This window comes from Uliginosibacterium sangjuense (genome assembly GCF_059132465.1).
Window position 1 is genome coordinate 996315 of sequence record NZ_CP101132.1, and the last position, 22505, is coordinate 1018819.

16 protein-coding genes are annotated in these 22505 nt (G+C 66.4%); 11 read left to right on the forward strand and 5 right to left on the reverse strand.

The window, feature by feature from the left end; all coding sequences use genetic code 11:
- Positions 1-141 precede the first annotated feature (141 nt).
- Together NMB43_RS04560 and NMB43_RS04565 are read right to left on the reverse strand one after the other, a co-directional pair.
- Positions 142-1146, reverse strand: coding sequence for an adenosine deaminase (locus NMB43_RS04560; RefSeq protein ID WP_494350972.1), 1005 nt, complete (start codon positions 1144-1146; stop codon positions 142-144).
- 113 nt (positions 1147-1259) lie between these two features.
- On the reverse strand, positions 1260-2345 hold the full coding sequence (locus NMB43_RS04565) for a BMP family ABC transporter substrate-binding protein (protein ID WP_494350973.1): 1086 nt from the start codon (positions 2343-2345) through the stop codon (positions 1260-1262).
- Between the two features lie 164 nt (positions 2346-2509).
- Between NMB43_RS04565 and NMB43_RS04570 the strand changes: the two genes are divergently transcribed.
- The 8 genes from NMB43_RS04570 (at position 2510) to NMB43_RS04605 (ending at position 13152) form a co-directional block, all read left to right on the forward strand.
- A complete protein-coding gene (locus tag NMB43_RS04570) occupies positions 2510-3004 on the forward strand; it encodes a nucleoside deaminase (protein WP_494350974.1) in 495 nt (164 codons plus the stop codon).
- A 78-nt stretch (positions 3005-3082) separates the two neighbouring features.
- Positions 3083-4543: a xanthine dehydrogenase small subunit gene (gene xdhA / locus NMB43_RS04575; protein ID WP_494350975.1), complete on the forward strand. Its 1461-nt coding sequence runs from the start codon at positions 3083-3085 to the stop codon at positions 4541-4543.
- A 181-nt stretch (positions 4544-4724) separates the two neighbouring features.
- Positions 4725-7046, forward strand: a complete 2322-nt coding sequence (gene xdhB / locus NMB43_RS04580; protein ID WP_494350976.1) for a xanthine dehydrogenase molybdopterin binding subunit — start codon at positions 4725-4727, stop codon at positions 7044-7046.
- On the forward strand, positions 7043-8152 hold the full coding sequence (gene xdhC, locus NMB43_RS04585; protein WP_494350977.1) for a xanthine dehydrogenase accessory protein XdhC: 1110 nt from the start codon (positions 7043-7045) through the stop codon (positions 8150-8152). The genes xdhB and xdhC overlap by 4 nt, the downstream gene beginning before the upstream one ends.
- The gene (locus NMB43_RS04590; RefSeq protein WP_494350978.1) at positions 8146-9693 is read left to right on the forward strand and encodes an ABC transporter ATP-binding protein; all 1548 of its coding nucleotides are present in this window, start codon (positions 8146-8148) and stop codon (positions 9691-9693) included. The genes xdhC and NMB43_RS04590 overlap by 7 nt, the downstream gene beginning before the upstream one ends.
- Positions 9694-9785: 92 nt before the next feature.
- A complete protein-coding gene (locus NMB43_RS04595) occupies positions 9786-10880 on the forward strand; it encodes an ABC transporter permease (RefSeq protein ID WP_494350979.1) in 1095 nt (364 codons plus the stop codon).
- Entirely contained in the window at positions 10877-11797 is a 921-nt protein-coding gene (locus tag NMB43_RS04600; protein ID WP_494350980.1) for an ABC transporter permease, read from the forward strand. Before NMB43_RS04595 ends, NMB43_RS04600 begins: the two co-directional genes overlap by 4 nt.
- Complete coding sequence (locus NMB43_RS04605; RefSeq protein ID WP_494350981.1) at positions 11797-13152, forward strand: 8-oxoguanine deaminase; 1356 nt, start codon at positions 11797-11799, stop codon at positions 13150-13152. Before NMB43_RS04600 ends, NMB43_RS04605 begins: the two co-directional genes overlap by 1 nt.
- A gap of 281 nt (positions 13153-13433) precedes the next feature.
- Here the strand turns inward: NMB43_RS04605 and NMB43_RS04610 are convergent, their stop codons facing one another.
- Both NMB43_RS04610 and NMB43_RS04615 read right to left on the reverse strand, forming a co-directional pair.
- On the reverse strand, positions 13434-13973 hold the full coding sequence (locus NMB43_RS04610; protein ID WP_494350982.1) for a glycine zipper 2TM domain-containing protein: 540 nt from the start codon (positions 13971-13973) through the stop codon (positions 13434-13436).
- Between the two features lie 107 nt (positions 13974-14080).
- Positions 14081-15313, reverse strand: coding sequence for an MFS transporter (locus NMB43_RS04615; RefSeq protein ID WP_494350983.1), 1233 nt, complete (start codon positions 15311-15313; stop codon positions 14081-14083).
- Positions 15314-15418: 105 nt separating this feature from the next.
- Between NMB43_RS04615 and guaD the strand changes: the two genes are divergently transcribed.
- The 3 genes from guaD (at position 15419) to NMB43_RS04630 (ending at position 19290) form a co-directional block, all read left to right on the forward strand.
- The gene (gene guaD, locus NMB43_RS04620) at positions 15419-16747 is read left to right on the forward strand and encodes a guanine deaminase (RefSeq protein ID WP_494350984.1); all 1329 of its coding nucleotides are present in this window, start codon (positions 15419-15421) and stop codon (positions 16745-16747) included.
- A 233-nt stretch (positions 16748-16980) separates the two neighbouring features.
- Positions 16981-18657, forward strand: coding sequence for a GGDEF domain-containing protein (locus NMB43_RS04625; RefSeq protein WP_494350985.1), 1677 nt, complete (start codon positions 16981-16983; stop codon positions 18655-18657).
- 9 nt (positions 18658-18666) lie between these two features.
- Positions 18667-19290: an HD domain-containing protein gene (locus NMB43_RS04630; protein WP_494350986.1), complete on the forward strand. Its 624-nt coding sequence runs from the start codon at positions 18667-18669 to the stop codon at positions 19288-19290.
- Positions 19291-19353: 63 nt separating this feature from the next.
- On the opposite strand, the gene NMB43_RS04635 is transcribed toward NMB43_RS04630, so the two are convergent.
- On the reverse strand, positions 19354-22494 hold the full coding sequence (locus NMB43_RS04635; RefSeq protein ID WP_494350987.1) for an acetoacetate decarboxylase family protein: 3141 nt from the start codon (positions 22492-22494) through the stop codon (positions 19354-19356).
- Between the last annotated feature and the right edge of the window lie 11 nt (positions 22495-22505).

Genomic DNA, 22505 nt, shown 5'->3' on the forward strand with positions numbered 1-22505 from the left:
GCGGCAGATGACTGCCTGATAACTTGTTGGCGCCTTTTATTCTGGTTTTCCCGTACGGATGCTTCAAGGGCGCGGGGGGCGAATTGCTGCGTGGGTGCGACGAGCGGCGGGGCGCGGCCCGGTTTGGCCGGGCCGCGGAGGTCAGGCGAAATGCGCGGCGACGCGGGCGATCCACTCGGCCTTCTGGGCCTCGGAGACGAAGCTCGCGCGGAAGCTGTTGGCCACCAGGGTCTGCCAAGTGTGCTTGTCGAAGTCGAAGGCGGCCTGCACGGCACGGATATTGTTGCCCATGTAGCCGCCGAAATAGGCCGGGTCGTCGCTGTTGAGCGTGACGCACAGACCCTGGGCCAGCAGTTGCGGCAGGCTGTGCTCGCGCATGTCCTTGAACACGCACAGGCGCACGTTGGACAGCGGGCACACGGTCAGCGGCATCTGCTCACGGGCCAGGCGCTGCACCAGCGCGGGGTCTTCGACGCAGCGCACGCCGTGGTCGATGCGCGCCACCTTCAGCAGGTCCAGTGCCTCGACGATGTAGGCCGGCGGGCCTTCCTCGCCGGCATGCGCCACGACCGGCTTGCCCAGCGCGCGGCAGCGGGCGAACACGCGCTCGAACTTGGCCGGCGGATGACCGCGCTCGGAAGAGTCCAGGCCGAAGCCGTCGATGTCCGCGATGAAGGGCAGGGCCTGTTCCAGCGTGGCGAAGGCGTCCTCCTCCGGCAGGTGGCGCAGGAAGCACAGGATCAGTTGCGTGCTCATGCCCCACTCGGCGCGCGCCGCGTCCGCTCCGGCCTTGAGCCCGCGCAGCACGGTCTCGAACGCAATGCCGCGCGCGGTGTGCGTCTGCGGATCGAAGAAGATCTCGGCGTGGATGACGTTGTCTTCACGCGCACGGCGCAGGTAGGCCAGCATCAGGTCGCGGAAGTCGGCCTCGCTGCGCAGCACATCGGCGCAGGCGTAGTAGAGGTCGAGGAAGCTCTGCAAGTCACTGAAGTCGTAGGCCGCGCGCAGGGCCTCCACGCTGGCGTAGGGCAGGGTAATGCCGTTGCGCTGCGCCAGTTCGAAAGCCAGCTCGGGCTCCAGCGAGCCTTCGATGTGCAGGTGCAGTTCGGCCTTGGGGGCGCTCAGCGCGAGTTGCAGGGTGTCCATGTTTTTCTCTCTCACAAAGCGTCATTCCCGCGGATGCGGGAACCCAGTGTCTCGAAAGTCGCTGGATTCCCGCCTGCGCGGGAATGACGGGTCAAGCCGTAAGCGAAGACGGCTTACTTGGGAATGCTGCCCTCTACGCCTTCGACATACACGCTCATCTTGCGCAGATCGGCGTCGGTCATCACCTTGCCAGCGGCCAGCATGTCCTTGCCGGTGTTGTCCTTCAAGGGGCCGGTGAAGGGATGCAGCTTGCCGGCCTTGATGTTGTCGCGGGCGGTTTCAGCCAGCTTCTTCACGTCGGCCGGGGTGGAGGGGCCGAAGTTCATGATGTCGACCGCGCCGTCCTTGACGCCGTACCAGATGTCGATGGTCTTCCAGGTGCCATTGGCGACCTTCTCGACTTCCTGGTTGTAGATCACGCCCCAGTTCAGCACCGAGGCGGCCAGGTGGGCCTTGTCGCCGAACTTGCTCATGTCGGAATCCCAGCCGAAGGCGAACACGCCCTTCTCGTTGGCGGCCTGCACCACGGCCGGCGAGTCGGTGTTCTGCATCAGCACGTCGGCGCCTTGCGAGATCAGGGTCAGAGCGGCTTCACGCTCCTTGCCCGGATCGAACCAGCTATTCACCCAGATCACCTTGGTGGTGGCCTTGGGGTTGGTGCTGCGCGCGCCCAGGGTGAAGGCGTTGATGTTGCGGATCACTTCCGGGATGGCGATGGAGCCCACCACGCCCAGCTTGCCGCTCTTGCTCATCTTGCCGGCGACCACGCCCAGCATGTAGGCGCCTTCGTACGTGCGCACATCGTAGATGCCCAGGTTCTTGCCGGTCTTGTAGCCGGTGGCGTGCATGAACACGGTCTTGGGGAACTGCTTGGCCACCTTGTCCATGGCGTTCATATAGCCGAAGGAGGTGGCGAAGATCACCTTGTGGCCCTTGGTTGCGAGGTCGCGGATCACGCGCTCGGCGTCGGCGGTTTCGGGCACGTTCTCGACAAAGGTCGTCTTCACCTTGTCGCCCATCTTGGCTTCCAGTGCCTTGCGGCCCTGGTCGTGGGCATAGGTCCAGCCATGGTCGCCGGTCGGGCCGATGTAGACGAAGCCGGCCTTCAGCGGATCGGCAGCGTGGCCGGCGGACAAGGCGAACAGGCCGACGCAGGCTGCAATGGCGCGCGTGAACCGGGCAAAGGGACTGGATGACATTGATTTCTCCGGGTGAGTGGATGAAATGAGGGTAAAAGCAAACGCGGGATTGGCCGTGGAACTGTAGACCGGCGACTGGCGCAATTCTATCGTCTGCGGCTTATGTCAGATATCGGGGCATGGGGCACCGATTGTGGGCAGGATGCTAATTCCAAGGAGAGACCATGACCCCCGATCAAATCAAGTCCGACGATCTGCACTGGCTGCGCCGCAGCTTCGAACTGGCGCAGGCGAGTCGCGAGGCCGGCCATCACCCCTTCGCCGCCCTGGTCGTGGGGCCGGATGGCCAGGTGGTGGTGGAATGCGGCAATGATTCGCGCCCGCCCGGCAATCCGACCCGTCATGCTGAGCGAGTAGCTGCGGCGCGCGCCGCGACCTTGCTGGACCTGGCAGCCCTGCGCGGCTGCACCTTGTATTCCAACGCAGAGCCCTGTGCGATGTGTGCCGGCGCGATCTATTGGTGCGGCATCGGGCGCGTGGTCTATGGCTTGTCCGAGACCGGCCTGTTGGCGATCACCGGCAACGACCCGGAGAACCCCACGCTGTCCTTGCCTTGCCGCACCGTCTTCGCGGCCGGCCAACGGCCCATCGAAGTGCTGGGCCCCTTGCTGGAGGAGGAGGCGGCGGTGGCGCAACGAGGTTTCTGGACGCCGCGATAGGCTCTATTGCCATCACCGATGATGCACTGGCACCGCGCGTGCTAGCCTCAAATCAACAACACAGGACCTGCTTGCCCCATGCCCCCACGCCCCATCCAGTTCTGGTTCCGCGGCCAGATCGTCTCCGTTTCCGAAGTTTCCCCGCAGCGCACCGTGCTGCAATGGCTGCGCGAGGATCAGCATGCCGTGGGCAGCAAGGAGGGTTGTGGCGAGGGCGATTGCGGCGCCTGCACCGTCGTGCTGGGCTCGCGTGACGACGCCACCTGCGGCGGCCTGCGCCTGGAGGCGGTGAACAGTTGCATCCAGTTGCTGCCTACGCTGGACGGCAAGGCGCTGTTCACGGTCGAGGACCTGGCGCAGGGCGACGCCCTGCATCCGGTGCAGGAAGCGATGGTCGAGGCACATGCCTCGCAGTGCGGCTTCTGCACGCCGGGCTTCGTGATGTCGCTGTGGGCCGACTACGAAAAACGTGAGGCCGCGCCGACGCGCGACGAGGTCAGCGACTGCTTCTCCGGCAACCTGTGTCGGTGCACCGGCTACCGACCCATCATCGATGCCGCGCAGGCCGCCTGGCAGAAGCCGATGCGTCGCATCGACCGGCAGCCGATCCGTGCCGCGCTCGATCAGCTCGCCGCCTTGCCGACGCTGGATTACACCCATGCCGGCCAGCGCTATCTCGCGCCACGCAGCCTGGACGAGCTCGCCACCGCCTGTGAGCAGATGCCACAGGCGCGCCTGTTGGCGGGCTCCACCGACATCGGCTTGTGGGTCACCAAGCAGCTCAAGCAACTGGGTGACATCCTTTATCTCGGGGCTGCACCGGAACTGAAACAGATTAAGACCGATGCCGATTGCATCGAGATCGGTGCCGGCGTCTCGCTGTCCGACGCCTTCTCGGAACTGATACGGGAAGACGCACAGTGGACCGAGCTCGCACGCCGCTTCGCCTCGGTGCCGGTGCGCAATGCCGGGACCCTGGGCGGCAATGTGGCCAATGGGTCGCCCATCGGCGATTCGATGCCCGCGCTGATCGCACTGGGCACACAGATCGTGCTGCAGAAGGGCGCGCGCATCCGCACGATGGCGCTGGAGGATTTCTACCTCGCCTATCAGCAGACGGCGCGCGAAGCGGGCGAGTTCGTGCGCGCCCTGCGTGTGCCGCGTCGGCGTGAAGACACCGTGTTCCGCACCTGGAAGATATCCAAGCGCGCCGACCAGGATATCTCTGCCGTGTGCGGCGGCTTCGCCCTGCGTCTGCAGGGCGAGGTGGTCGTGGAGGCACGGCTTTCCTTCGGCGGCATGGCGGCCACGCCCAGGCGCGCCGCACAGGCCGAAGCCGCGCTGACGGGTCAGCCCGTGTCGGAGGTCAGCATCCGTGCGGCGATGGCGGCCCTGGCGCAGGATTACCAGCCGCTCAGCGACATGCGCGCCACGGCGGCCTATCGCCTGCAGGTCGCGCAGAATCTGCTGTGGCGCCTGTGGCTGGAGCACGCTGGCGTGCCGGTCTCGGTGGGTGGGTTGGCGGAGGTGCAGGCATGAACAACCGACACTTGTGGCTGAGCGCTGGCCTTTTGCCGTCATTCCTGCGCAGGCAGGAATCCAGTGTCTTGTGTGACGCCGGAGCGTGGCCGAAGCGCTCTAAAGTCGCTGGGTCCCTGCCTGCGCAGGGACGCCGCCGTGAGGGATGCGCGTTCTGCGGTTCGTGCCTGGAGGTGCAGGCATGAGCAGCGTCGTCGGCCAGCCCCTCTATCACGAGAGCGCCGCTCAGCATGTGAGCGGCAGCGCGACCTACATCGACGACATGCGCGAGCTGCATGGCACGCTGCATGCAGCCTTCGGCCTGTCGGCCTGTGCCCATGGCCGCATCCTGCGCATGGACCTGGAGGCGGTGCGTGGCGCCCCCGGCGTGGTGAGCGTGCTGACCGCGCGCGACATCCCCGGCGTTAATGACTGCGGGCCGATCATCCATGATGACCCGATCCTGGCCGACGGCCTGGTGCAGTTCTACGGGCAGCCGATCTTCCTGGTGCTGGCTGAGACGCACGAGGCAGCGCGTCGCGCGGCGCGCCTGGGCAAGGTGGAGTACGAGACGCTGCCGGCGATCCTGACGACGGACGAGGCGGTGGCGGCTGAATCCTGGGTGCTTCCGCCGGTGCACATGCAGCGCGGTGAAGCTGCCGCTGCGCTGGCGGCAGCTCCGCTGCGGCTGCAGGGCAAGGCCACGGTGGGCGGGCAGGAGCACTTCTACCTAGAAGGCCAGGTCGCCTACGCCGTGCCACGCGAGCACGAGAGCATGCACGTCTACAGCTCGACCCAGCACCCCACCGAGATGCAGCACATGGTGGCGCACATGCTGGGCTGGCATAGCCATCAGGTCAGCGTGGAATGCCGGCGCATGGGGGGTGGCTTTGGCGGCAAGGAGTCGCAGTCGGCACAGATTGCCTGCGCCGCGGCGTTGGGTGTGTGGAAGACCGGCCGGCCGGTCAAGCTGCGCCTGGACCGCGACGACGACATGACGATCACCGGCAAGCGCCACGACTTCGACGGCGAGTGGGAGGTCGGCTTCGATCATGCCGGTCGCATCCTCGGCCTGCGCCTGACGATGGCCTCACGCTGTGGCTTCTCGGCCGACCTCTCGGGGCCGGTGAACGACCGCGCGCTGTGCCACGTCGACAACTGTTATTACCTCGATGCGGTGGATGTGCGCAGCCTGCGCTGCCGCACGAACACTGTCTCGAACACCGCCTTCCGCGGCTTCGGTGGGCCGCAGGGCATGTTCTTCATCGAAACCATCGTGGACGACATCGCGCGCCACCTAGGGCTGGACCCCTTGCAGGTGAGGCAGGTGAATCTATACGACCCCTCTCCCGCTTGCGGGCGAGGGGAGTCTGAAATACGTCGTGACACCACCCCCTATGGCATGAAGGTCGAGGACAACGTGGCGCCCGCGCTGATTGCCGAGCTGGCCGCGAGCAGCGACTACGCCGCGCGGCGCGAGGCCATTGCCGCCTTCAACGCCAGCAGCCCGGTGATCAAGCGCGGCATCGCGCTGACACCGCTGAAGTTCGGCATCTCCTTCAATGCCACGCTGTACAACCAGGCCGGTGCGGTGGTGCATGTGTATGCCGATGGCACGGTGCTGGTCTCGCATGGCGGCACCGAGATGGGGCAGGGGCTGTACACCAAGATCCGTCAGGTCGTCGCGCATGAGCTGGGCTTGCCCGACGAGCAGGTGCGCCTGACCGCCACCGACACCAGCCGCGTGCCGAACACCTCGGCCACGGCGGCATCGAGTGGTGCCGACCTCAACGGCAAGGCGGCGCAGGCCGCCGCACTCAAGATCAAGCAGCGTCTGGCGAGCTTCTTCGCCGCGCAGCATGGGCTGGCGGTCGACAGCGTGGTGTTTGCCGATGGCATGCTGCGCGCCGGCGGCGTGAGCCAGCCCTTCGCCGAGGTCGTGATCGCGGCTTACCGTGCGCGCATCCAGTTGTGGGACGCCGGCTTCTACAGCACGCCCAAGATCCACTGGAACAAGGACACGCTGCAGGGCCGCCCCTTCTTCTATTTCTCCTACGGCGCGGCCTGTGCCGAGGTCGCCATCGACAGCCTGACTGGCGAGTCGCGCGTGTTGCGCGTCGACATCCTGCATGACGTAGGCAAGTCGCTGAATCCGGCCATCGACATCGGCCAGATCGAGGGGGGCTTCATCCAGGGCATGGGCTGGCTCACCACCGAGGAGCTGTGGTTCCGCCCGGACGGGGCGCAGAAGGGACGCAACATGACGCATGCGCCCTCCACCTACAAGATTCCGGCTGCCAGCGATTGCCCGCCGGTCTTGAACGTGAAGCTGTTCGACAACGCCAACGTGGAGGACACGATCCACAAGTCCAAGGCTGTCGGCGAGCCGCCGCTGATGCTCGCCTTCAGTGTCTTCTTCGCCTTGCGCGATGCCTGCTGCGCGGCTGCCGGGCGCACGGTCAAGCTGGATGCGCCGGCCACGCCGGAGGCCATTCTGCGCGCCATCGGAGGCCTGTCGGGATGAACGCCTGGCGTGCGCTGCCGCAGCGGCTGGCCGAGCAGGGTGACCAGGTGCTGGTCACCGTGGCCGACTTGCGCGGCTCCGGTCCGCGCGAGCGGGGCGCCAGCATGCTGGTCGGCGCGCAGGACTGTTGCGACACCATCGGCGGCGGACGCCTGGAGTGGGAGGCCATCGCCTTGTCGCGCGAGATGTTGGCGAGCGGCGCGACGGCACCGGTGCTGCGCCGTTTCCCGCTGGCCGCCAGTCTCGGGCAATGCTGTGGCGGCGTGGTGTGGCTGCTGTTCGAGCGCATCGCGGCGGGTGACGCGATTTCGTGGCAAGAGCGATTGACGGGCTTGGAGCAGGGGCGAGTGTTGAAGCGGGCCTGCGGTTCAGGTGAACCTTCGGTGTGGTCTTGGGGTGGCGAGGCCGTAACCCCCCCAGCCCCCCTTGTCAGGGGGGAGCCGGATCGTGTTGGCGTGGTGGTCTCCTCCCCTGAGAAGGGGAGGCTGGGAGGGGTTGCGGTGCCGGTATCTGGCACTGTGCTGGAATTGAAGGGCAACTCCTCCGTTGCCTCCTGGCAATTCACCCTCTCTCTCTCCCTGCCACATTTCCCTGTCGCCATCTTCGGTGCGGGCCACGTCGGCGAGGCCATCGTGCGGGCGCTGCTGCCGCTGGAGGCGCAGGTTCGCTGGATCGACACGCGCGAGGGCGTCTTCCCGCCCGATCTCGCGGCGCAGGTCCGCTGCATCGCGACCGACGCGCCGGAACAGGCACTCGCCGCGCTGCCGCCGGGTAGCTTCGTGCTGGTGCTGACCCATAGCCACGCCATCGACCTGGAACTCTGTGCCGCCGGCCTGCGTCGCGATGACCTGGGGTTCTTCGGCCTGATCGGCTCGCGCGCCAAGCGGGCCCGTTTTGAGCAGCGTCTGGTCAGTCGCGGGCTCGATCCGCTACGCTTGGCGCGGCTCGTGTGTCCGATCGGCGTGGCCGGCATCCGCAGCAAGTTGCCGGCTGCCATCGCAGTGGCGGTGGTGGCGCAACTCTTGCAGGTCCGCGAACTGGCTGTGCAGAACGAATCTTCGACTCCGAACCTAAGACAAGACTCCGCGATTCAGGCCCCATGCTGATACCTCCGCCCCATCCCCATCCGGTTCCACCGGGTGAGCCGCGCCTGCGGCTGATCGACATCTCCAAGCGCTACCCCGGCGTGCTGGCCAACGACAAGGTCAGCCTGCATGTGATGCCGGGCGAGATCCATGCCGTGCTGGGCGAGAACGGCGCCGGCAAGAGCACGCTGATGAAGATCATCTACGGCTCAGTGCAGGCCGACAGCGGGCAGATCGAGTGGAATGGCCGCGAGGTCTCGATTGCCAACCCGGCCGAGGCGCGCGAGCTGGGCATCGGCATGGTGTTCCAGCACTTCCAGTTGTTCGAGACGCTCAGCGTCACCGAGAACATCGCGCTGGCCCTGTCGCATGAGCGCGACCTCAAGACGCTGGCCGAGAAGGTGCGCAGCGTGTCGGAGAAGTACGGCCTGCCGCTGGACCCGAACCGCATGGTGCATGCCCTGTCGGTGGGCGAGCGCCAGCGCGTGGAGATCGTGCGCAGTCTGCTGCAGAACCCGCAACTGCTGATCCTCGATGAGCCGACCTCGGTGCTGACGCCGCAGGCCGTGCGTAAGCTGTTCGAGACGCTGCGCCAGCTTTCGTCCGAGGGGGTGTCCATCCTCTACATCAGCCACAAGCTGCACGAAATCCAGGAGCTGTGCGACCGCGCCACCGTGATGCGCGGTGGCCGCGTGACGGGCGAGGCTGTGCCGCGCCATGAGACCACCGGCAGCCTGGCGCGCATGATGATCGGCCGCGAACTGCCGGTTTGCCACGCGCCGGCCTACGAGGGGGAAGTCCGTCCGGTGCTGCAGATCAACAAGATCGTGCGTCCCAACGATGATCCCTTCGGCGTGTCGTTGCAGGACATCTCGCTAACCGTGTATGCGGGCGAGGTGGTGGGTATCGCCGGCATCTCCGGCAACGGCCAGGCGGAGCTGTTGTCCGCCCTCTCGGGTGAGACGCAGGGCAAGCCGGAGTCGGTGTGTATCGAGGGCGAGCCGGTGGGCCACCTGGATGCGGGCGCGCGACGTGACCGCGGCCTGGCCTTCGTGCCGGAAGAGCGCCTCGGGCGTGGCGCGGTGCCGGCCATGTCGCTGACCTATAACGCGATGCTTACCGCGCACCGCCAGCCCTCGCTCAAACGCAGCGGCCTGCTCGACTTCTCGGTCGCGCGTGAATTCGCCCTGCGCTGCATCGAACGTTTCGATGTGCGCTGCAATGGCCCGCAGGCCGCCGCGCGCAGTTTGTCCGGCGGCAATCTGCAGAAGTTCATCGTGGGCCGCGAGATCATGCAGAAGCCCAAGCTGATGATCGTGTCGCAGCCGACCTGGGGTGTCGACGTGGGGGCTTCCGCTACCTTGCGCCAGACCCTGCTCGACCTCTCGCGCAGCGGGGTGGCGGTGCTGGTGGTGTCGGAAGAACTGGAAGAACTGTTCGAAATCTGCGACCGCATCGCGGTGCTGGCCGGCGGGCGGCTGTCGGAGGCCGTGCCCAAGACCCAGACGGATGCCGAGCGGATTGGATTGTTGATGGCGGGGCAAAGGGAGGAGGCGGCATGAGTTTTCACCGTCATTCCTGCGCAGCCAGGAATCCAGTGTCTTTTGATGTGGCCAGCACGGAACGAAGTTAAGAACGGACGACCGATCACCCCATGCAAATCCTGACCCCGCGTGCCAATCCCTCCAAGCTGATGCAATGGGCCGCGCCGCCCATTGCCATCATCGCCACCCTGCTCACTGCCACGGTCTTGTTCTATGCCCTGAACAAACCGCCCATGCAGGCCTTCTACGTGTTCTTCATCGAGCCGCTGGAGACCGCCAACGGCTGGAGCGAGCTGGCGCTCAAGGCTTCGCCCTTGATCCTCATCGCGCAGGGCCTGGCGCTGGGTTTCCGTGCGCGTATCTACAACATCGGAGCCGAAGGTCAGTTGCTGATGGGCGCGATCTTCGCCTCGGGCATCGCGATCTACACCGATGGCATGGAGGGCGCCTGGATCCTGCCCGCCATGGTGATCGCCGGTGGCATCGGCGGGGCCTTGTGGGGCGCCTTGCCGGCCTGGTTGAAGACGCACTTCAACGCGGAAGAAACGCTGACCACGCTGATGCTGACCTATGTCGCCGGCTTCCTGCTCTCGTGGTTGGTCAGCGGGCCCTGGCGTGACCCGGGTGGCACCAACTTCCCGCAGTCCATCCTGTTCTCGGAGCCCGCCCTGTTCTCCATGTTGTTCGAGGGGCTGCGCATCAACACCTCGGTCATCATCACGCTGGTGGCCGTGCCGATCTTCTGGGTCTTCGTTGCGCGCAGCTTCCTCGCCTACCAGTTGGCGGTGGGTGGGCAGGCGCCGCTGGCGGCGCGCTACGCCGGCTTTTCGGCCCGGCGCACGGTGTGGATCAGCCTGGTCGTCTCGGGCCTGACGGCAGGCATCGCGGGGGCGGCGGAAGCAGCCGGACCCGTTGGCCAGCTCACCTTGTCGTTGTCGCCGGGCTATGGCTTCGCCGCCATCATCGTGGCCTGGGTCGGCCGCCTGCATCCCGTTGGCATCGTGTTCTCCGGCTTCCTGATGGCGCTGATCTACATCGGGGGTGAAGCGGCACAGGTGTCGATGCAACTGCCCTCGGCGGTGAGCTGGCTGTTCCAGGGCATGTTGCTGTTCTTCCTGCTGGGGGCGGACGCCTTCGTCGATTTCCGCCTGAAGCGCCGCAAACCGGTTGTCCTCAAGTCGCCTGCCGTGGAGAACGCAGCATGATCGAGCACCTTGTTCCCATCCTGGTCGGTACGCTGGCCGCCGCCACGCCCTTGATCTTCGCGGGCCTGGGCGAGCTGGTCACGGAGAAGAGCGGTGTCATCAATCTGGGCGTTGAAGGCATGATGCTGGTCGGCGCTGTCGCCGGCTTCGGCGCCGCACTGCAGTGGGGCCTGGTGGCTGGCATCCTCGCGGGCGCCTTCGCCGGTGCGCTGGCGGCCTTGCCCTTCGCGGTGCTGACCCTCACGCTGGGGGCCAACCAGGCGGCCTCGGGCCTGGCACTGACCATCTTCGGCAGCGGCCTGTCGGCCTTCGTGGGCCAGTACTTCGTCAGTGAAAGTCTGCCCGGCCTGCAGCCCTGGGCGATCCCGGGCCTGTCGGCGATTCCGCTGATCGGCCCTGTGTTCTTCAACCAGACGGCGCTGGTCTACCTCTCTTACATCGCCATCGCGGTGGTCGCCTGGGTGCTGGCCAAGACGCGCTGGGGCCTGGTGTTGCGCGCGGTGGGCGAGAGCCCTGAGGCCGCACACACCATCGGCTATCCGGTCACCGGCATCCGCTACGCCGCAGTGTGCTTCGGCGGCGCGATGGCGGGCATCGCGGGGGCCTACCTCTCCACCGTCTACACCCCGCTATGGGTGCAGAACATGACCGCCGGGCGTGGCTGGATCGCGGTGGCGCTGGTCGTGTTCGCCACCTGGAAACCCATGCGCCTGGTGCTGGGGGCTTACCTGTTCGGTGGCATGACCATCCTGCAACTGCACGCGCAGGGCCTGGGCGTGGCGCTGCCCTCGCAACTGCTGTCGGCCATCCCCTACATCGCCACCATCCTGGTGCTGGTGCTGATCTCGCGCGACCGCACGGTGCTGCAACTGAACCTGCCGGCCTCGCTGGGCAAGCCTTTCATTCCGGGGGGCTGATGGCGACCCTGCTGCTCAAGAACGCGGACGTCCTGGTCACCATGGACGCCGCGCGGCGCGAGATCGCGCAGGGCGCTGTCTTCATCCGCGATGGTGTGATCGAGCAGGTCGGGGCGACCGCCGAGCTGCCGCAAACGGCCGACGAAGTGATCGACCTGGCCGGCCAGGTGCTGATGCCGGGCCTCATCAACACCCACCACCACATGTACCAGAGCCTGACGCGGGCGATTCCGGCCGCGCAGGATGCCGAGCTGTTCGACTGGCTGCAGGCGCTGTACCCGATCTGGGCGCGCCTCACGCCGGAGATGATCCACGCCTCCACGCAGACCGCGATGGCGGAGCTGATCCTGTCCGGCTGCACCACCTCGTCCGACCACCTCTACATCTATCCCAACGGCTGCCGGCTGGATGACTCCATCGCTGCGGCCGCCGAGATCGGCATGCGCTTCACCGCCTCGCGCGGCAGCATGAGCGTGGGGCGTTCGCAGGGCGGCCTGCCGCCGGACGAGGTGGTGGAGCAGGAAGAGGCGATCCTGCGCGACACCCAGCGTCTGATCGAGCAGTACCACGATGCAGCCCGTCATAGCATGCTGCACATCGCGGTGGCGCCGTGCTCGCCCTTCTCGGTGAGCCGTGAGCTGATGCGCGAGGCGGCGTTGCTGGCGCGCAGTTACGGCGTGCGCCTGCACACCCACCTGGCCGAGAACGTGAAGGACGTGGCCTACAGCCGCGAGCAGTTCGGCATGACCCCGGCCGAGTACGCCGAGTCCCTGGGCTGGACCGGGCCGGACGTGTGGCACGCGCACTGCGTGCAGCTCGATGCTGAAGGCATTGCGTTGTTCGCACGCACCGGCACCGGGGTGGCGCACTGCCCGTGTTCCAACATGCGCCTGGCTTCAGGCATTGCGCCGATTCCGCAGATGCGAGTGGCTGGCGTGCCGGTGGGGCTGGGTGTGGACGGCTCGGCCTCCAACGATGGTGCGCACATGCTGGGTGAAGCGCGCCAGGCCATGCTGCTGGCGCGCGTGGGCCACGGCCCTGCCGCCATGAGCGCGCGTCAGGCGCTGGAGCTCGCCACCCTGGGCGGCGCCAAGGTGCTGGGGCGCGACGACATCGGTGCGCTGGCGCCGGGCATGAGCGCGGATTGCGTGGCCTTCCCGCTCGATGCCGTCGGCATGGCCGGCGGCGCGCTACACGACGCGGTGGCCGCATTGGTGTTCTGCACCCCGCCGCAGGTGACTTGGTCCGTCATCAACGGCCGGGTGGTGGTGCGCGAGGGCCAGCTCGCCACGCTGGACCTGCCGCGCGTGCTGGAGCGCCACCAGCGGTTGGCGCGCAGTCTGGTCGCGGGCTGAGGTTGATGGGATGGGCGTAGGGCGGAACTCCGCAGGAGGTTCCGCCGGCCGCCCGGAGGGCGGCGGTGTGTCATGCGTGCGACGTGATGGTGCGTGGGAATGCGGTCAGCGGCCTGTCGGCCGGAGGGGTGGATTGGCGGAACCTCCTGCGGAGCTCCGCCCTACGCGTCTGTCATTCCCTCCACGCCCGTCATTCCTGCGCAGAGCCTGCCCTCGACCCGATCGGGGGCAGGAATCCAGTGTCTTTGGGGTGAGCCGGCGACGGCCTACCGGACGACCGATCAATACCGGCCGCGACGCGGCGGGCGGGCCGGTTCGTAGTAGGCCACCGGCGCGGTCTCATCGCCCCCCACCACGCTGATGCGCAACTGCACCTGGCTGCCCGGGTCGCGCGCCATGCGCGTGGTGTATTGCTTGCCGGCGTATTCGTAGGTCACGTTGTAGCCGACCACGCGGTTTTCCATCTCGGTCACGTTGCTGCAGCGCTGCACGTTGCGCGTTTCGTAGTAGCCGTCCGCGTCACGGTTGGCTACGCGGTCACCGACGATGGCGCCGGCGATGGCGCCTACGGCGGTGGCGGCGATCTTGCCGCTACCCTCACCGACGGTGTGGCCCAGCAGGCCGCCAGCCACGCCACCGATGGCGGCACCGGCACCGCTGCGCTCGACGGGCACGCTGACCTGTTCGGTACGGCAGACCTGGCGGCTGACCGGGAAGCCCTGGACGATCTCGCTGCGTGCGATGACCGGGGCGTATTCGTCGGCCTGGGCGGCAAGGGGCAGGGCGGCGACAAGGGTGAGCAGGACAGGCAGGGTTTTCATGTTTCGACTCCGTGGTTGGATCGGGATCGCGCGATGCGATGAGCGATCAACGTCCAGCCTACGGAGCCGGCTGACCGGGCGTGGTAAGCGTGTGTAACGGGTTGTAATCAGGCGGCTGCGGGGACGGCGCGGGCGATGCGCGCCTCGCGGATCGGCAGGTTCAGCAGCGCGGCAACGGCGGCCAGTGCGATATCCGCCCACCACATCGCGGTGTAGCTGCCCCAGTGGGTGATCGCCAGTCCGCCCAGCCAGGCGCCGAGGAAGCCGCCGGCCTGGTGTGACAGCAGGGTCAGGCCGAACAGGGTGGCCAGGTAGCGCGTGCCGAACAGCTTGCCGACCAGGCCCGCCGTGGGCGGCACGGTGGCGAGCCAGGTAAAGCCGAGACCGGCAGCGAAGAGGTAGAAGGTCAGCGCCGTACGCGGAGCAGCCAGGTAGGCCAGGATCAGCAGCGCGCGCGAGCCGTACATCCAGAACAGCACGTACTTGCTGCGATAGTGCTGCACGGCCCAGCCCGCGATCAGGCTGCCCACCACGTTGGCCAGGCCGATGATGGCCAGCGACCAGCTCGCCACCCCGGCCGGCAGGCCGCACAGCGAGACCTCGCCGGGCAGGTGGGTGACCAGGAAGGCGATGTGGAAGCCGCAGGTGAAGAAGCCGGCATGCAGCAGCAGGTAGCTGCGGTCGGCCAGCGCGCCGCGCACGGTGGCGCCCAGTTTGGGGCCATCGCTTGCCGCATGGGCCGCGTGGGCGGCGGTGGTGGTGGCGTCACGCTTGAGCGGGCGCGCCAGGGGCAGGGCGGCGAGGCTGATCACCGCCAGTGACCACAGCGCGCCGACCCAACCGACGAACTGGATCAGGCCTTGCACCAGCGGGGCAAACACGAACTGGCCGAAACTGCCGCCCGCATTGACGATGCCCGAGGCCATGCCGCGCCGCTCGGCCGGCAGGCGCTGCGCGATCGAGCCGATCAGCACCGAGAAGCTGCTGGCGCCGGAGCCGGCGGCCATCAGCACGCCCAGGCTGAAGCTCAGGCCCCAGGTGCTGCCCAGGTAGGGCGTCAGCGCGAAGCCGGCCGCCAGCAGCACCAGGCCGGCCACCAGCACGCGCCCGGGGCCGTAGCGGTCGGCTACTGCGCCGGCGATGGGCTGCACCGCGCCCCACACGAACTGACCGATCGCCATGGCCAGGCTGATGCTGGCGATGCCCAGACCGGTCGCGGTGTTGAGCGGCGAGACGAACAGGCCCAGCGACTGGCGCGAGCCCATGGTGATCATCAGCATCAGCGCGGCGATGAGGGTCAGGCCCAGCCAGCGCGGCGTGTTGTCGTTGGTGTCGCTCATGGGGCTCATCCTGCGTGCAAGGATAGGCACTGTAATCCTTTGCGCATGGCATGGGCATGGGGGGACGGCTATAGTGCCGATGCCCCGCGTCTGCATTTCCGTCTCATGAATCCGCTTCCAAACTCCATTCTCGTCCGTGGCAAGCTGTTGCACTTCCTGAGCGATCCGGGTCCGCAGGACGATCCCGCGGCCTGGCAGTTCATCGAGGACGGCGCGCTGCTGATCGTCGACGGGCGCATCCAGCGCGTGGGGCTGTGGCAGGACGTGCTGGCCGCGCTGCCTGCGGTGACCCGCGATGCGGCGCGCTACTTTGACTACAGCGGCAAGCTGATCCTGCCCGGGCTGATCGACACCCACGTGCATTACCCGCAACTGCGCGTCATGGGTTCCTATGGTCGGCAGTTGCTGGACTGGCTGGAGCACTACACCTTTCCGGCCGAGGCGAGCTTTGCCGATCGCCGCGTGGCCGAGGACACCGCGGCCTTCTTCCTCGACCGCCTGCTGGCGCATGGCACGACCACGGCCTCGGTGTTCGCCACGGTGCATCCGCATTCGGTGGATGCCTTCTTCGAGGCGGCCCGGACGCGCAACCTGCGCATGCTCAGCGGCAAGGTCATGATGGACCGCCACTGCCCTGACAATCTGCGCGACACCGCGCAGAGCGCCTTCGACGACAGCCAGGCGCTGATCGCCCGCTGGCATGGGCAGGGCCGCCTGCGCTACACGGTGACGCCGCGCTTCGCGCCGACCTCGACCGAGGCGCAACTGGAGGTGGCGGGCGCCTTGTTCCGCAGTGCGCCGGAGCTGCACCTGCAGTCGCATCTGTCGGAGAACCGGCGCGAGCTGGAGTGGGTGGGCGAGCTGTTCCCGGGGCGGCGCGACTACCTTGACGTCTATGACCACTTCGGCCTGCTGGGCCCGCGCGCCATCTATGGTCATGGCATCCATCTCAGTGCTGCCGAGCGGACGCGCCTGGCCGAAACGGGCTCCGCCATTGCCTTTTGCCCCAGCTCCAACCTGTTCCTCGGCAGCGGCTTCTTCCATTACGACGCGGCGCAGGCGGCCGGTCTGGCGGTGGGCCTGGCGAGCGACGTGGGTGGCGGCAACAGCCTCTCGATGCTGCGCACCATGGCGGCGGCCTACATGGTCAGCCAGGCCCAGCACCAGCCGCTGTCGCCATGGCGCGCGGCCTACCTGGCCACCCTCGGAGGGGCACATGCGCTGGGCCTGGATTCCTTCATCGGCAACTTCGCCGAGAACAAGGAGGCGGACTTCGTGGTGCTGGATGCGGAGGGTGTGCCCGAGCTGGGCTTCCGCTGGCGTCATGCCGAGTCCCTGGGCGAGCGCCTGTTCGCGCTGATCATGCTGGGCGACGAGCGTTGCGTCGCGGCCACGCACGTCCTGGGGCAATGCGCCTACATACGTGGCGCATGATGTTGTGGTAGCGTTCCTGCTCGCCTGTGATCTATTACCTTAGTTTAGATGGCGTAGGTGTTTTCCTGGCTGTTTCGGAGGGCGGGTGCAAGGCAGTATGCCCTTTAGAAACAGTTGCAAGTGGCTGATTATAAAAACAAGCCTCACAGCGTGAGACCGGGCGCCCAGGCGCCTGGCCGACTGCGGGGCACCTGACTTAGGGAGCATGAGAGGACCCCTCTCGCCGGCACGACATGCAGTACTTCCTGGCCCCGCGCTATCTCGTTGGCCTGCTCATGCTCAGCGTGATGACGGGCTTCGTCCTGTTGCTGGCCTCGTCCTTCGTCACCAGCCGTCCGGCTGTGCCGGTCAGCGACCTGGGCAGCGTCGGTCGCTACTACCTGGCCGACGGCTCCCTGCCGCCTGCCCATGGGCAACTGGGCCATTGGGTGCGGGAGCGCCAGCCGGTTGAGCGGGTGAGTCTGCAGGGGGGCGACTACTGGTTGTATGCCGAGCTGCTGGTTGGCGATACCCAGCAGCAGTGGGTGTTCGAGGCGTCCAACAGCTTGATCCAGCAGGTCGAGGTGCGCATCGACGGGCCCGACGGGCTTAGCCAGAGCGTCAGAACGGGCTATGCCGCGCCGCATGACTTCATGCTGCATTACGGCAAGGTGGTCAATCTCTCGGTGCCGGGCCGCTACGAGGTGCTGGTGCGTTTCTCCAGCCCCTTCTTCAGTTCTTTCCCGCGCTTCGAACTGTGGCCGCAGACCGCCTACCAGCACCATGTGCTGGGCGGCAACGTGATCGCGCTGGGATGCCTCGGTGCACTGGCCTGTCTCGCGGTGTTCAACCTGTTCCTGTTCCTGACCATCCGTGAGAACAGCCTGCTCTACTACTCGGCCTACCTGCTGACCTATGCGGCGGGCTGGGCCTTCGTGTTCAACCTGCCGGCCGACCTGTTCGGGCACACCGACCTGCGCTGGAACTATGTGCCCTTCTTCCTGCTGCCGGTGCTCAACACCCTGTTCTACCTGGACTTCCTGAATATCCGGCAGGTCTCGCCCAGGCTTGCGCGGGCCAGCCGCATCAACATCGTGCTGCCCTTGCTGCTGTTGCCGAGCTGCTTCCTCGCGCTGTCGTGGGCGCATACGCTGGCGACCATCGCCATCGCCATCTGGCTCAGCCTCGCGCTGGTCTGCGGCATCGTGAGCTGGCGCTCCGGCTATCGCCCGGCGCGCTTCTTCGTGCCGGCCTTCATCGCGCTGATCCTGCCGGCCATGATGATCCTGCCGGCCAACATCGGGCTGATGCCCGACCTCGTCGACAACGAGTTGTTCACGTTGTTGGGCGGCACGCTGGACGGCATCCTGCTCGCCTTCGCGGTGGCCGACCGTTACCGCATGGTGTCGGAGCAGAAAGACCGCTTCATGCATGAGCTCAACCAGGCGCTGACCCTGGCCAACACCGACGGCCTCACCGGTGTGGGCAACCGCTACGCCTTCGACGAGTACCTGCGGCATCACTTCATCTTCGATGATGTGAAGCATGATGGCGAACAGTTGATGGTGCTGATCGACCTCGATGGGCTCAAACCGATCAATGATCGTCTCGGTCACTCGGTTGGCGACGACCTGCTGCGCCAGGTGGCGCAGGCCCTCAAGCAGCGCCTGGAGCCGGTGGGGCGTATCTACCGCCTGGGCGGCGACGAGTTCGCGATCCTCTCGCTGCGCGCGCAGGAGAGCTTCATCGTGGCCAGCCTGGGCGAGATCGAGCGCGACATCGTGACGCCGGTGTCGACCGAGGCCGGCATCAGCTTCGGTATCGCCTATTCCTCCGAATGCTCGACCCCGGCCATCCTGGTAACCCAGGCGGATACCCGCATGTACCTCTCCAAGAGCGCCCGCAAGGCGATGCGTCGGCGTTCCGCCTAGGCACCCAGCATGCAAGACGCCTGGATCGACGCCTGGCGACATGACTGGTCGGCCTTGGGTGCGCTGGGGGCTGACATGGCCGTGCTGGCACAACTGGCCGATGCCTACCGCGAACCGCATCGTCACTATCACACGCTGCAGCACCTGGCAGAGTGCTTGGCGCTGCTGGACGCGAATCTGGCGCTGGCCGAGCAGCCGGCCGAACTACGCGTCGCCCTGTGGTTCCACGACGCGGTCTATGACACGCAGCGTCACGACAACGAGCAGCGCAGCGCCGATTGGGCGCAGGCGGCCTTGCTGGCGGCAGGGGCGCCGCTCGAGGTGGCTGCGCGCGTGCATGCGCTGGTGCTGGCGACCCGCCACGCCCAGCCTGCGACGAACCCAGACGAAGCCCTGCTGCTCGACATCGACTTGGCCATCCTTGGCGCAGAGCCTGCGCGCTTCGACGAGTACGAGCAGCAGGTGCGGGCGGAGTACGCCTGGGTGCCCGACATCCTGTTCCGCCACAAGCGACGCGCGCTGTTGCAGTCTTTTCTCGACCGTGAGGCTTTGTTCCTGACGCCGGCCTTCGCGCAGCGCTACACGCCGGTGGCGCGCGCCAACCTGCAGCGCGCGCTGGTGCGCCTGGCCTGATCGGCACAAAGCAAAAACGCCCCTGCCGGAGCAGGGGCGTTTGCAGGGCGAAATGCGTGCAGTCTAGAAGTCCTTCTCGCCCTTGATGACGCTCGGGTAGCCACAGATGGCCCGCGAGGCCTGCATGCCCGCCATCGTCGCAGCCTCCACGCAGCCCGCATTCAGCCCGGTGCGAATCCAGTCGCCGGTGAGATACAGGTTGCCGAAGCCGCTGCCGTCGGTGGCCAGGCGGTACTGCGTGCTGTTGGTCGTCGACAGTACGTAGTGTTCGGTCGGGTCGACATTGGCACGCCAGTACTGTGCATCGAAGCGGGCCGGGCCGCTGCTGTTCTGCTGGTCGAACAGGAAGCCCCAGTCGAACTGCCCCCCTTGTAGCGCGGCGGGCCACAGCGTGCCGATCTGCGTGGCGAGCTGGTTGAGCGCATTGGCCTTGGCCTGCGCGGCGGCCTGCAGCGGGAACTGGGTGTCCGAGGGCGGCGGCAGCTTGCGGGCATCCATCGTCATCGCGCTGCAGAAGTAGGAAACGTTCTGCGGCTCGTTGGCGGGCGGCCAGTCCTCGCGACACAGCAACTGATCCATCGGCGCCCAGGTGTCATACGGTTCGGTGAAGGCGCTCAGCACGGGTTGCTGGCCGGCGCCCGGGCCACTTTCCGGCAAGGGCGTGTAACCGGTCGCGGCGAGCGTCTGCGTCAGCCAGACCTGGTAGGCCTGGGTCACCACCGTGTCGACCTTGTCGAAGGTGGTCTGCAGCGCCGGGCTCTGCGCCATGAGCTGCTTGCCCACGTCCTGCAGCGTGGCCAGCGACAGACCGAACACCACCTTGTCGAAGTCCACGCCCTTCTTGAGCGTGAGGGTGGGCAGCGGTTTGCCGAACTTCTGCTGGTAGAGCTGCGGCCAGTTGCTCCAGCGCGACTCCAGGCCGGTGGAGGCCGTCTTGAGCAGCGCCGCCTGGTCGGGCATCAACTGGCCGTAGTTCGGCTCCGAGGGCCAGCAGGCCAGACCCTTCACATACACGAAGGGATCGTAACTGTCGTAGCCGCCGGCCACTTCGATCTGCTGGGTGAGTCGGATCTCGCCGATGTCATTGGCATCGTCCGGCACCAGATCCTCCACTTTGTGGAAGAACTTGAACTTCACGCCGCGGTCTTTCAGCGCCTGGTAGAAGGGGGTGAAGATGGTGTCGCCCATGCCGGCCTGCATCTTCCACATGATGCTGCCCTGGTAGGCGAAGCTGATGCGCATCATCGCGCGCAGCATGGTGCCTGCCTCGAAGTCGGGTTGGTTGAAGTCACCGTTCTTGAAGCCGAACACCAGGTCGTAGAACCCACGCACCGGAGCCGAGGGCACTGTGATCTTCTTGTTGGCGCCGTGCTTGGCGATCCACGCCGCGAAGTCCATGTCGTTGATGACATCGAAACCGTATTCGAACACCTGGTCTTCGAGCATGCCAGAGAGGATGGCCAGGCCCAGGTCGATGCAGATGTAGAGACGGCGCAATGTGTCGTCTTCATCGATCAGGTGCAGCAGTTCGCGCTCCAGCCAGTGGCGGATGCCGCCCAGGCTGTGCTTGAGCAGCGCATGGCGCGCGGCGTCCAGCGAGCGCTCGGCGCCCAGGGCCTGCAGCAGCTTTTCCGAACCGATGGCCAGGTGCGTGACGTCATGCAGCAGATCCTCTGCCTCCTGTCCGACCTCGCTAGCCAGATGCTTGAGCCAGTCCAGCGGACCATCCGCGGTGTGGTGCTTGGCTGCCAGCAGTTTCTTGTGCGCGCGTGCTTCGCCGAGCCATTGCTTGATCCAGGCAAACAGGCTCTCGACCAGATCCCACAGCGTGAGATCCTCGTCCGCCTTGCCGGGTACGCCGGGCTTGTGCGGGAAATACAGTGGCCAGGTCTTCCACTGACCATTCACGTTCTCGGTCAGCGCAATGTAGTCCTGTGGTTTGAAGGCGTCCTGCCAGGTGGCGAGCGGGGCACCCGGCGGGCGACCGAGCAGCTCGTAGGCTTTCTGGATGGTGGCGAAGGCGTTCTCATAGAAACCGAACCAGATGTGCAGACCGTGCTCCTCGATCCGCTGGCCGTACTGCGCGTTGCGGCCGGAGGCGCCCTTGCCGCCCAGGCGCCAGCCCATCTGGTAGACGGTGATGTCGTACTTGTTCTGCCAGCCCGGCTGGTCGGTCAGGTAGAAGGCCGTGACCATGGAGCCCACCCCGCCGCCGAGGATGGCGATCTTCTCAGGCGCGATTTGCGAGTTGTCGAGAATCTCTTCGCCCGGCGGCACCGAGAAATCGAAATACACGTTGAACGGGAAGATGGCTTGGCTGTTGCCGGCGGCCACGCCGAGGCTGTGGGTGAGCGGGAAGCTGTCGTTCTCGTGCAGCGTGAGCTGGTACTCGTGGCCCAGCAGCTGCCCGCTATAGAGCTTGTCGACATTGGCCGGGGCCGCGACGATGGCCTGATAGACCGCGCGCTCGCCGGCGCTATCCGGGAATTGCTTGAGGAAGATCTGGTCGGTGCGTGGGTGCCTGATCAGCGACAGCAGATCCTTGATGCCATCGGCATCCAGGTTCAGAAGCTCGGGCATCGAGATCAGCAGTTCGATGCCTTGTTCCACCAGCTCGATGAAACTCTGGATCGGCGTGTGGTGGCCCTGCTTGATCGCATTGACCTCCAGCAGCGGGTTCCAGGCAATCTGTGTGTCGGGCGAGAAGGTCTTGAAGCTCTTCACGTTGAGGGTGAAGGCCAGCGGGTCTTCGCCCAGCTTGGGCATGGTGTACTGGCAGTCGTACTTGGGATAGCCGAACAGCTCGCGCCCGTTGATCAGCGCCATCGTGTCATCGACCCAGATGTGGAACGGGTACCAGTAGATGGCGCCCAGCTTCTCCTTGCCGTTCACGGTGTCCATGCGGCCCACCATGATCCAGGTGATGATGTCCGTCTCGGTGATCCAGCCCTTGTTGAAATCGACCGGCACCGCCGAGTTGGCATGCGAGACCGCGGTGAAGGTCAGCATCGCGAAGGGCGACAGCACCTTGTACTTGAGGCGGCCGGCCGCCACCGTGTTGAGCGTGCCATCAATGCTGGCCTGCAGGGCAGAGAGCTGCCCCTGGATGAAGAAGCCATACATGTTCGCGCGCTTCAACTGCAGCGGCGAATGCATCATGACGGAACCGGGCGGATACAGGTACTGCGGACGCGAGCTGGCCATGCTTTCTCCTG

Coding starts and splice junctions, on each gene's coding strand:
- NMB43_RS04635 (WP_494350987.1), bottom strand. CDS start 22,494: ATGGCCAGCTCGCGTCCGCAGTACCTGTATCCGCCCGGTTCCGTCATG.
- NMB43_RS04595 (WP_494350979.1), top strand. CDS start 9,786: ATGCAAATCCTGACCCCGCGTGCCAATCCCTCCAAGCTGATGCAATGG.
- xdhB (WP_494350976.1), top strand. CDS start 4,725: ATGAGCAGCGTCGTCGGCCAGCCCCTCTATCACGAGAGCGCCGCTCAG.
- NMB43_RS04605 (WP_494350981.1), top strand. CDS start 11,797: ATGGCGACCCTGCTGCTCAAGAACGCGGACGTCCTGGTCACCATGGAC.
- NMB43_RS04625 (WP_494350985.1), top strand. CDS start 16,981: ATGCAGTACTTCCTGGCCCCGCGCTATCTCGTTGGCCTGCTCATGCTC.
- guaD (WP_494350984.1), top strand. CDS start 15,419: ATGAATCCGCTTCCAAACTCCATTCTCGTCCGTGGCAAGCTGTTGCAC.
- NMB43_RS04590 (WP_494350978.1), top strand. CDS start 8,146: ATGCTGATACCTCCGCCCCATCCCCATCCGGTTCCACCGGGTGAGCCG.
- NMB43_RS04565 (WP_494350973.1), bottom strand. CDS start 2,345: ATGTCATCCAGTCCCTTTGCCCGGTTCACGCGCGCCATTGCAGCCTGC.
- xdhC (WP_494350977.1), top strand. CDS start 7,043: ATGAACGCCTGGCGTGCGCTGCCGCAGCGGCTGGCCGAGCAGGGTGAC.
- NMB43_RS04600 (WP_494350980.1), top strand. CDS start 10,877: ATGATCGAGCACCTTGTTCCCATCCTGGTCGGTACGCTGGCCGCCGCC.
- NMB43_RS04560 (WP_494350972.1), bottom strand. CDS start 1,146: ATGGACACCCTGCAACTCGCGCTGAGCGCCCCCAAGGCCGAACTGCAC.
- NMB43_RS04570 (WP_494350974.1), top strand. CDS start 2,510: ATGACCCCCGATCAAATCAAGTCCGACGATCTGCACTGGCTGCGCCGC.
- NMB43_RS04615 (WP_494350983.1), bottom strand. CDS start 15,313: ATGAGCGACACCAACGACAACACGCCGCGCTGGCTGGGCCTGACCCTC.
- xdhA (WP_494350975.1), top strand. CDS start 3,083: ATGCCCCCACGCCCCATCCAGTTCTGGTTCCGCGGCCAGATCGTCTCC.
- NMB43_RS04630 (WP_494350986.1), top strand. CDS start 18,667: ATGCAAGACGCCTGGATCGACGCCTGGCGACATGACTGGTCGGCCTTG.
- NMB43_RS04610 (WP_494350982.1), bottom strand. CDS start 13,973: ATGAAAACCCTGCCTGTCCTGCTCACCCTTGTCGCCGCCCTGCCCCTT.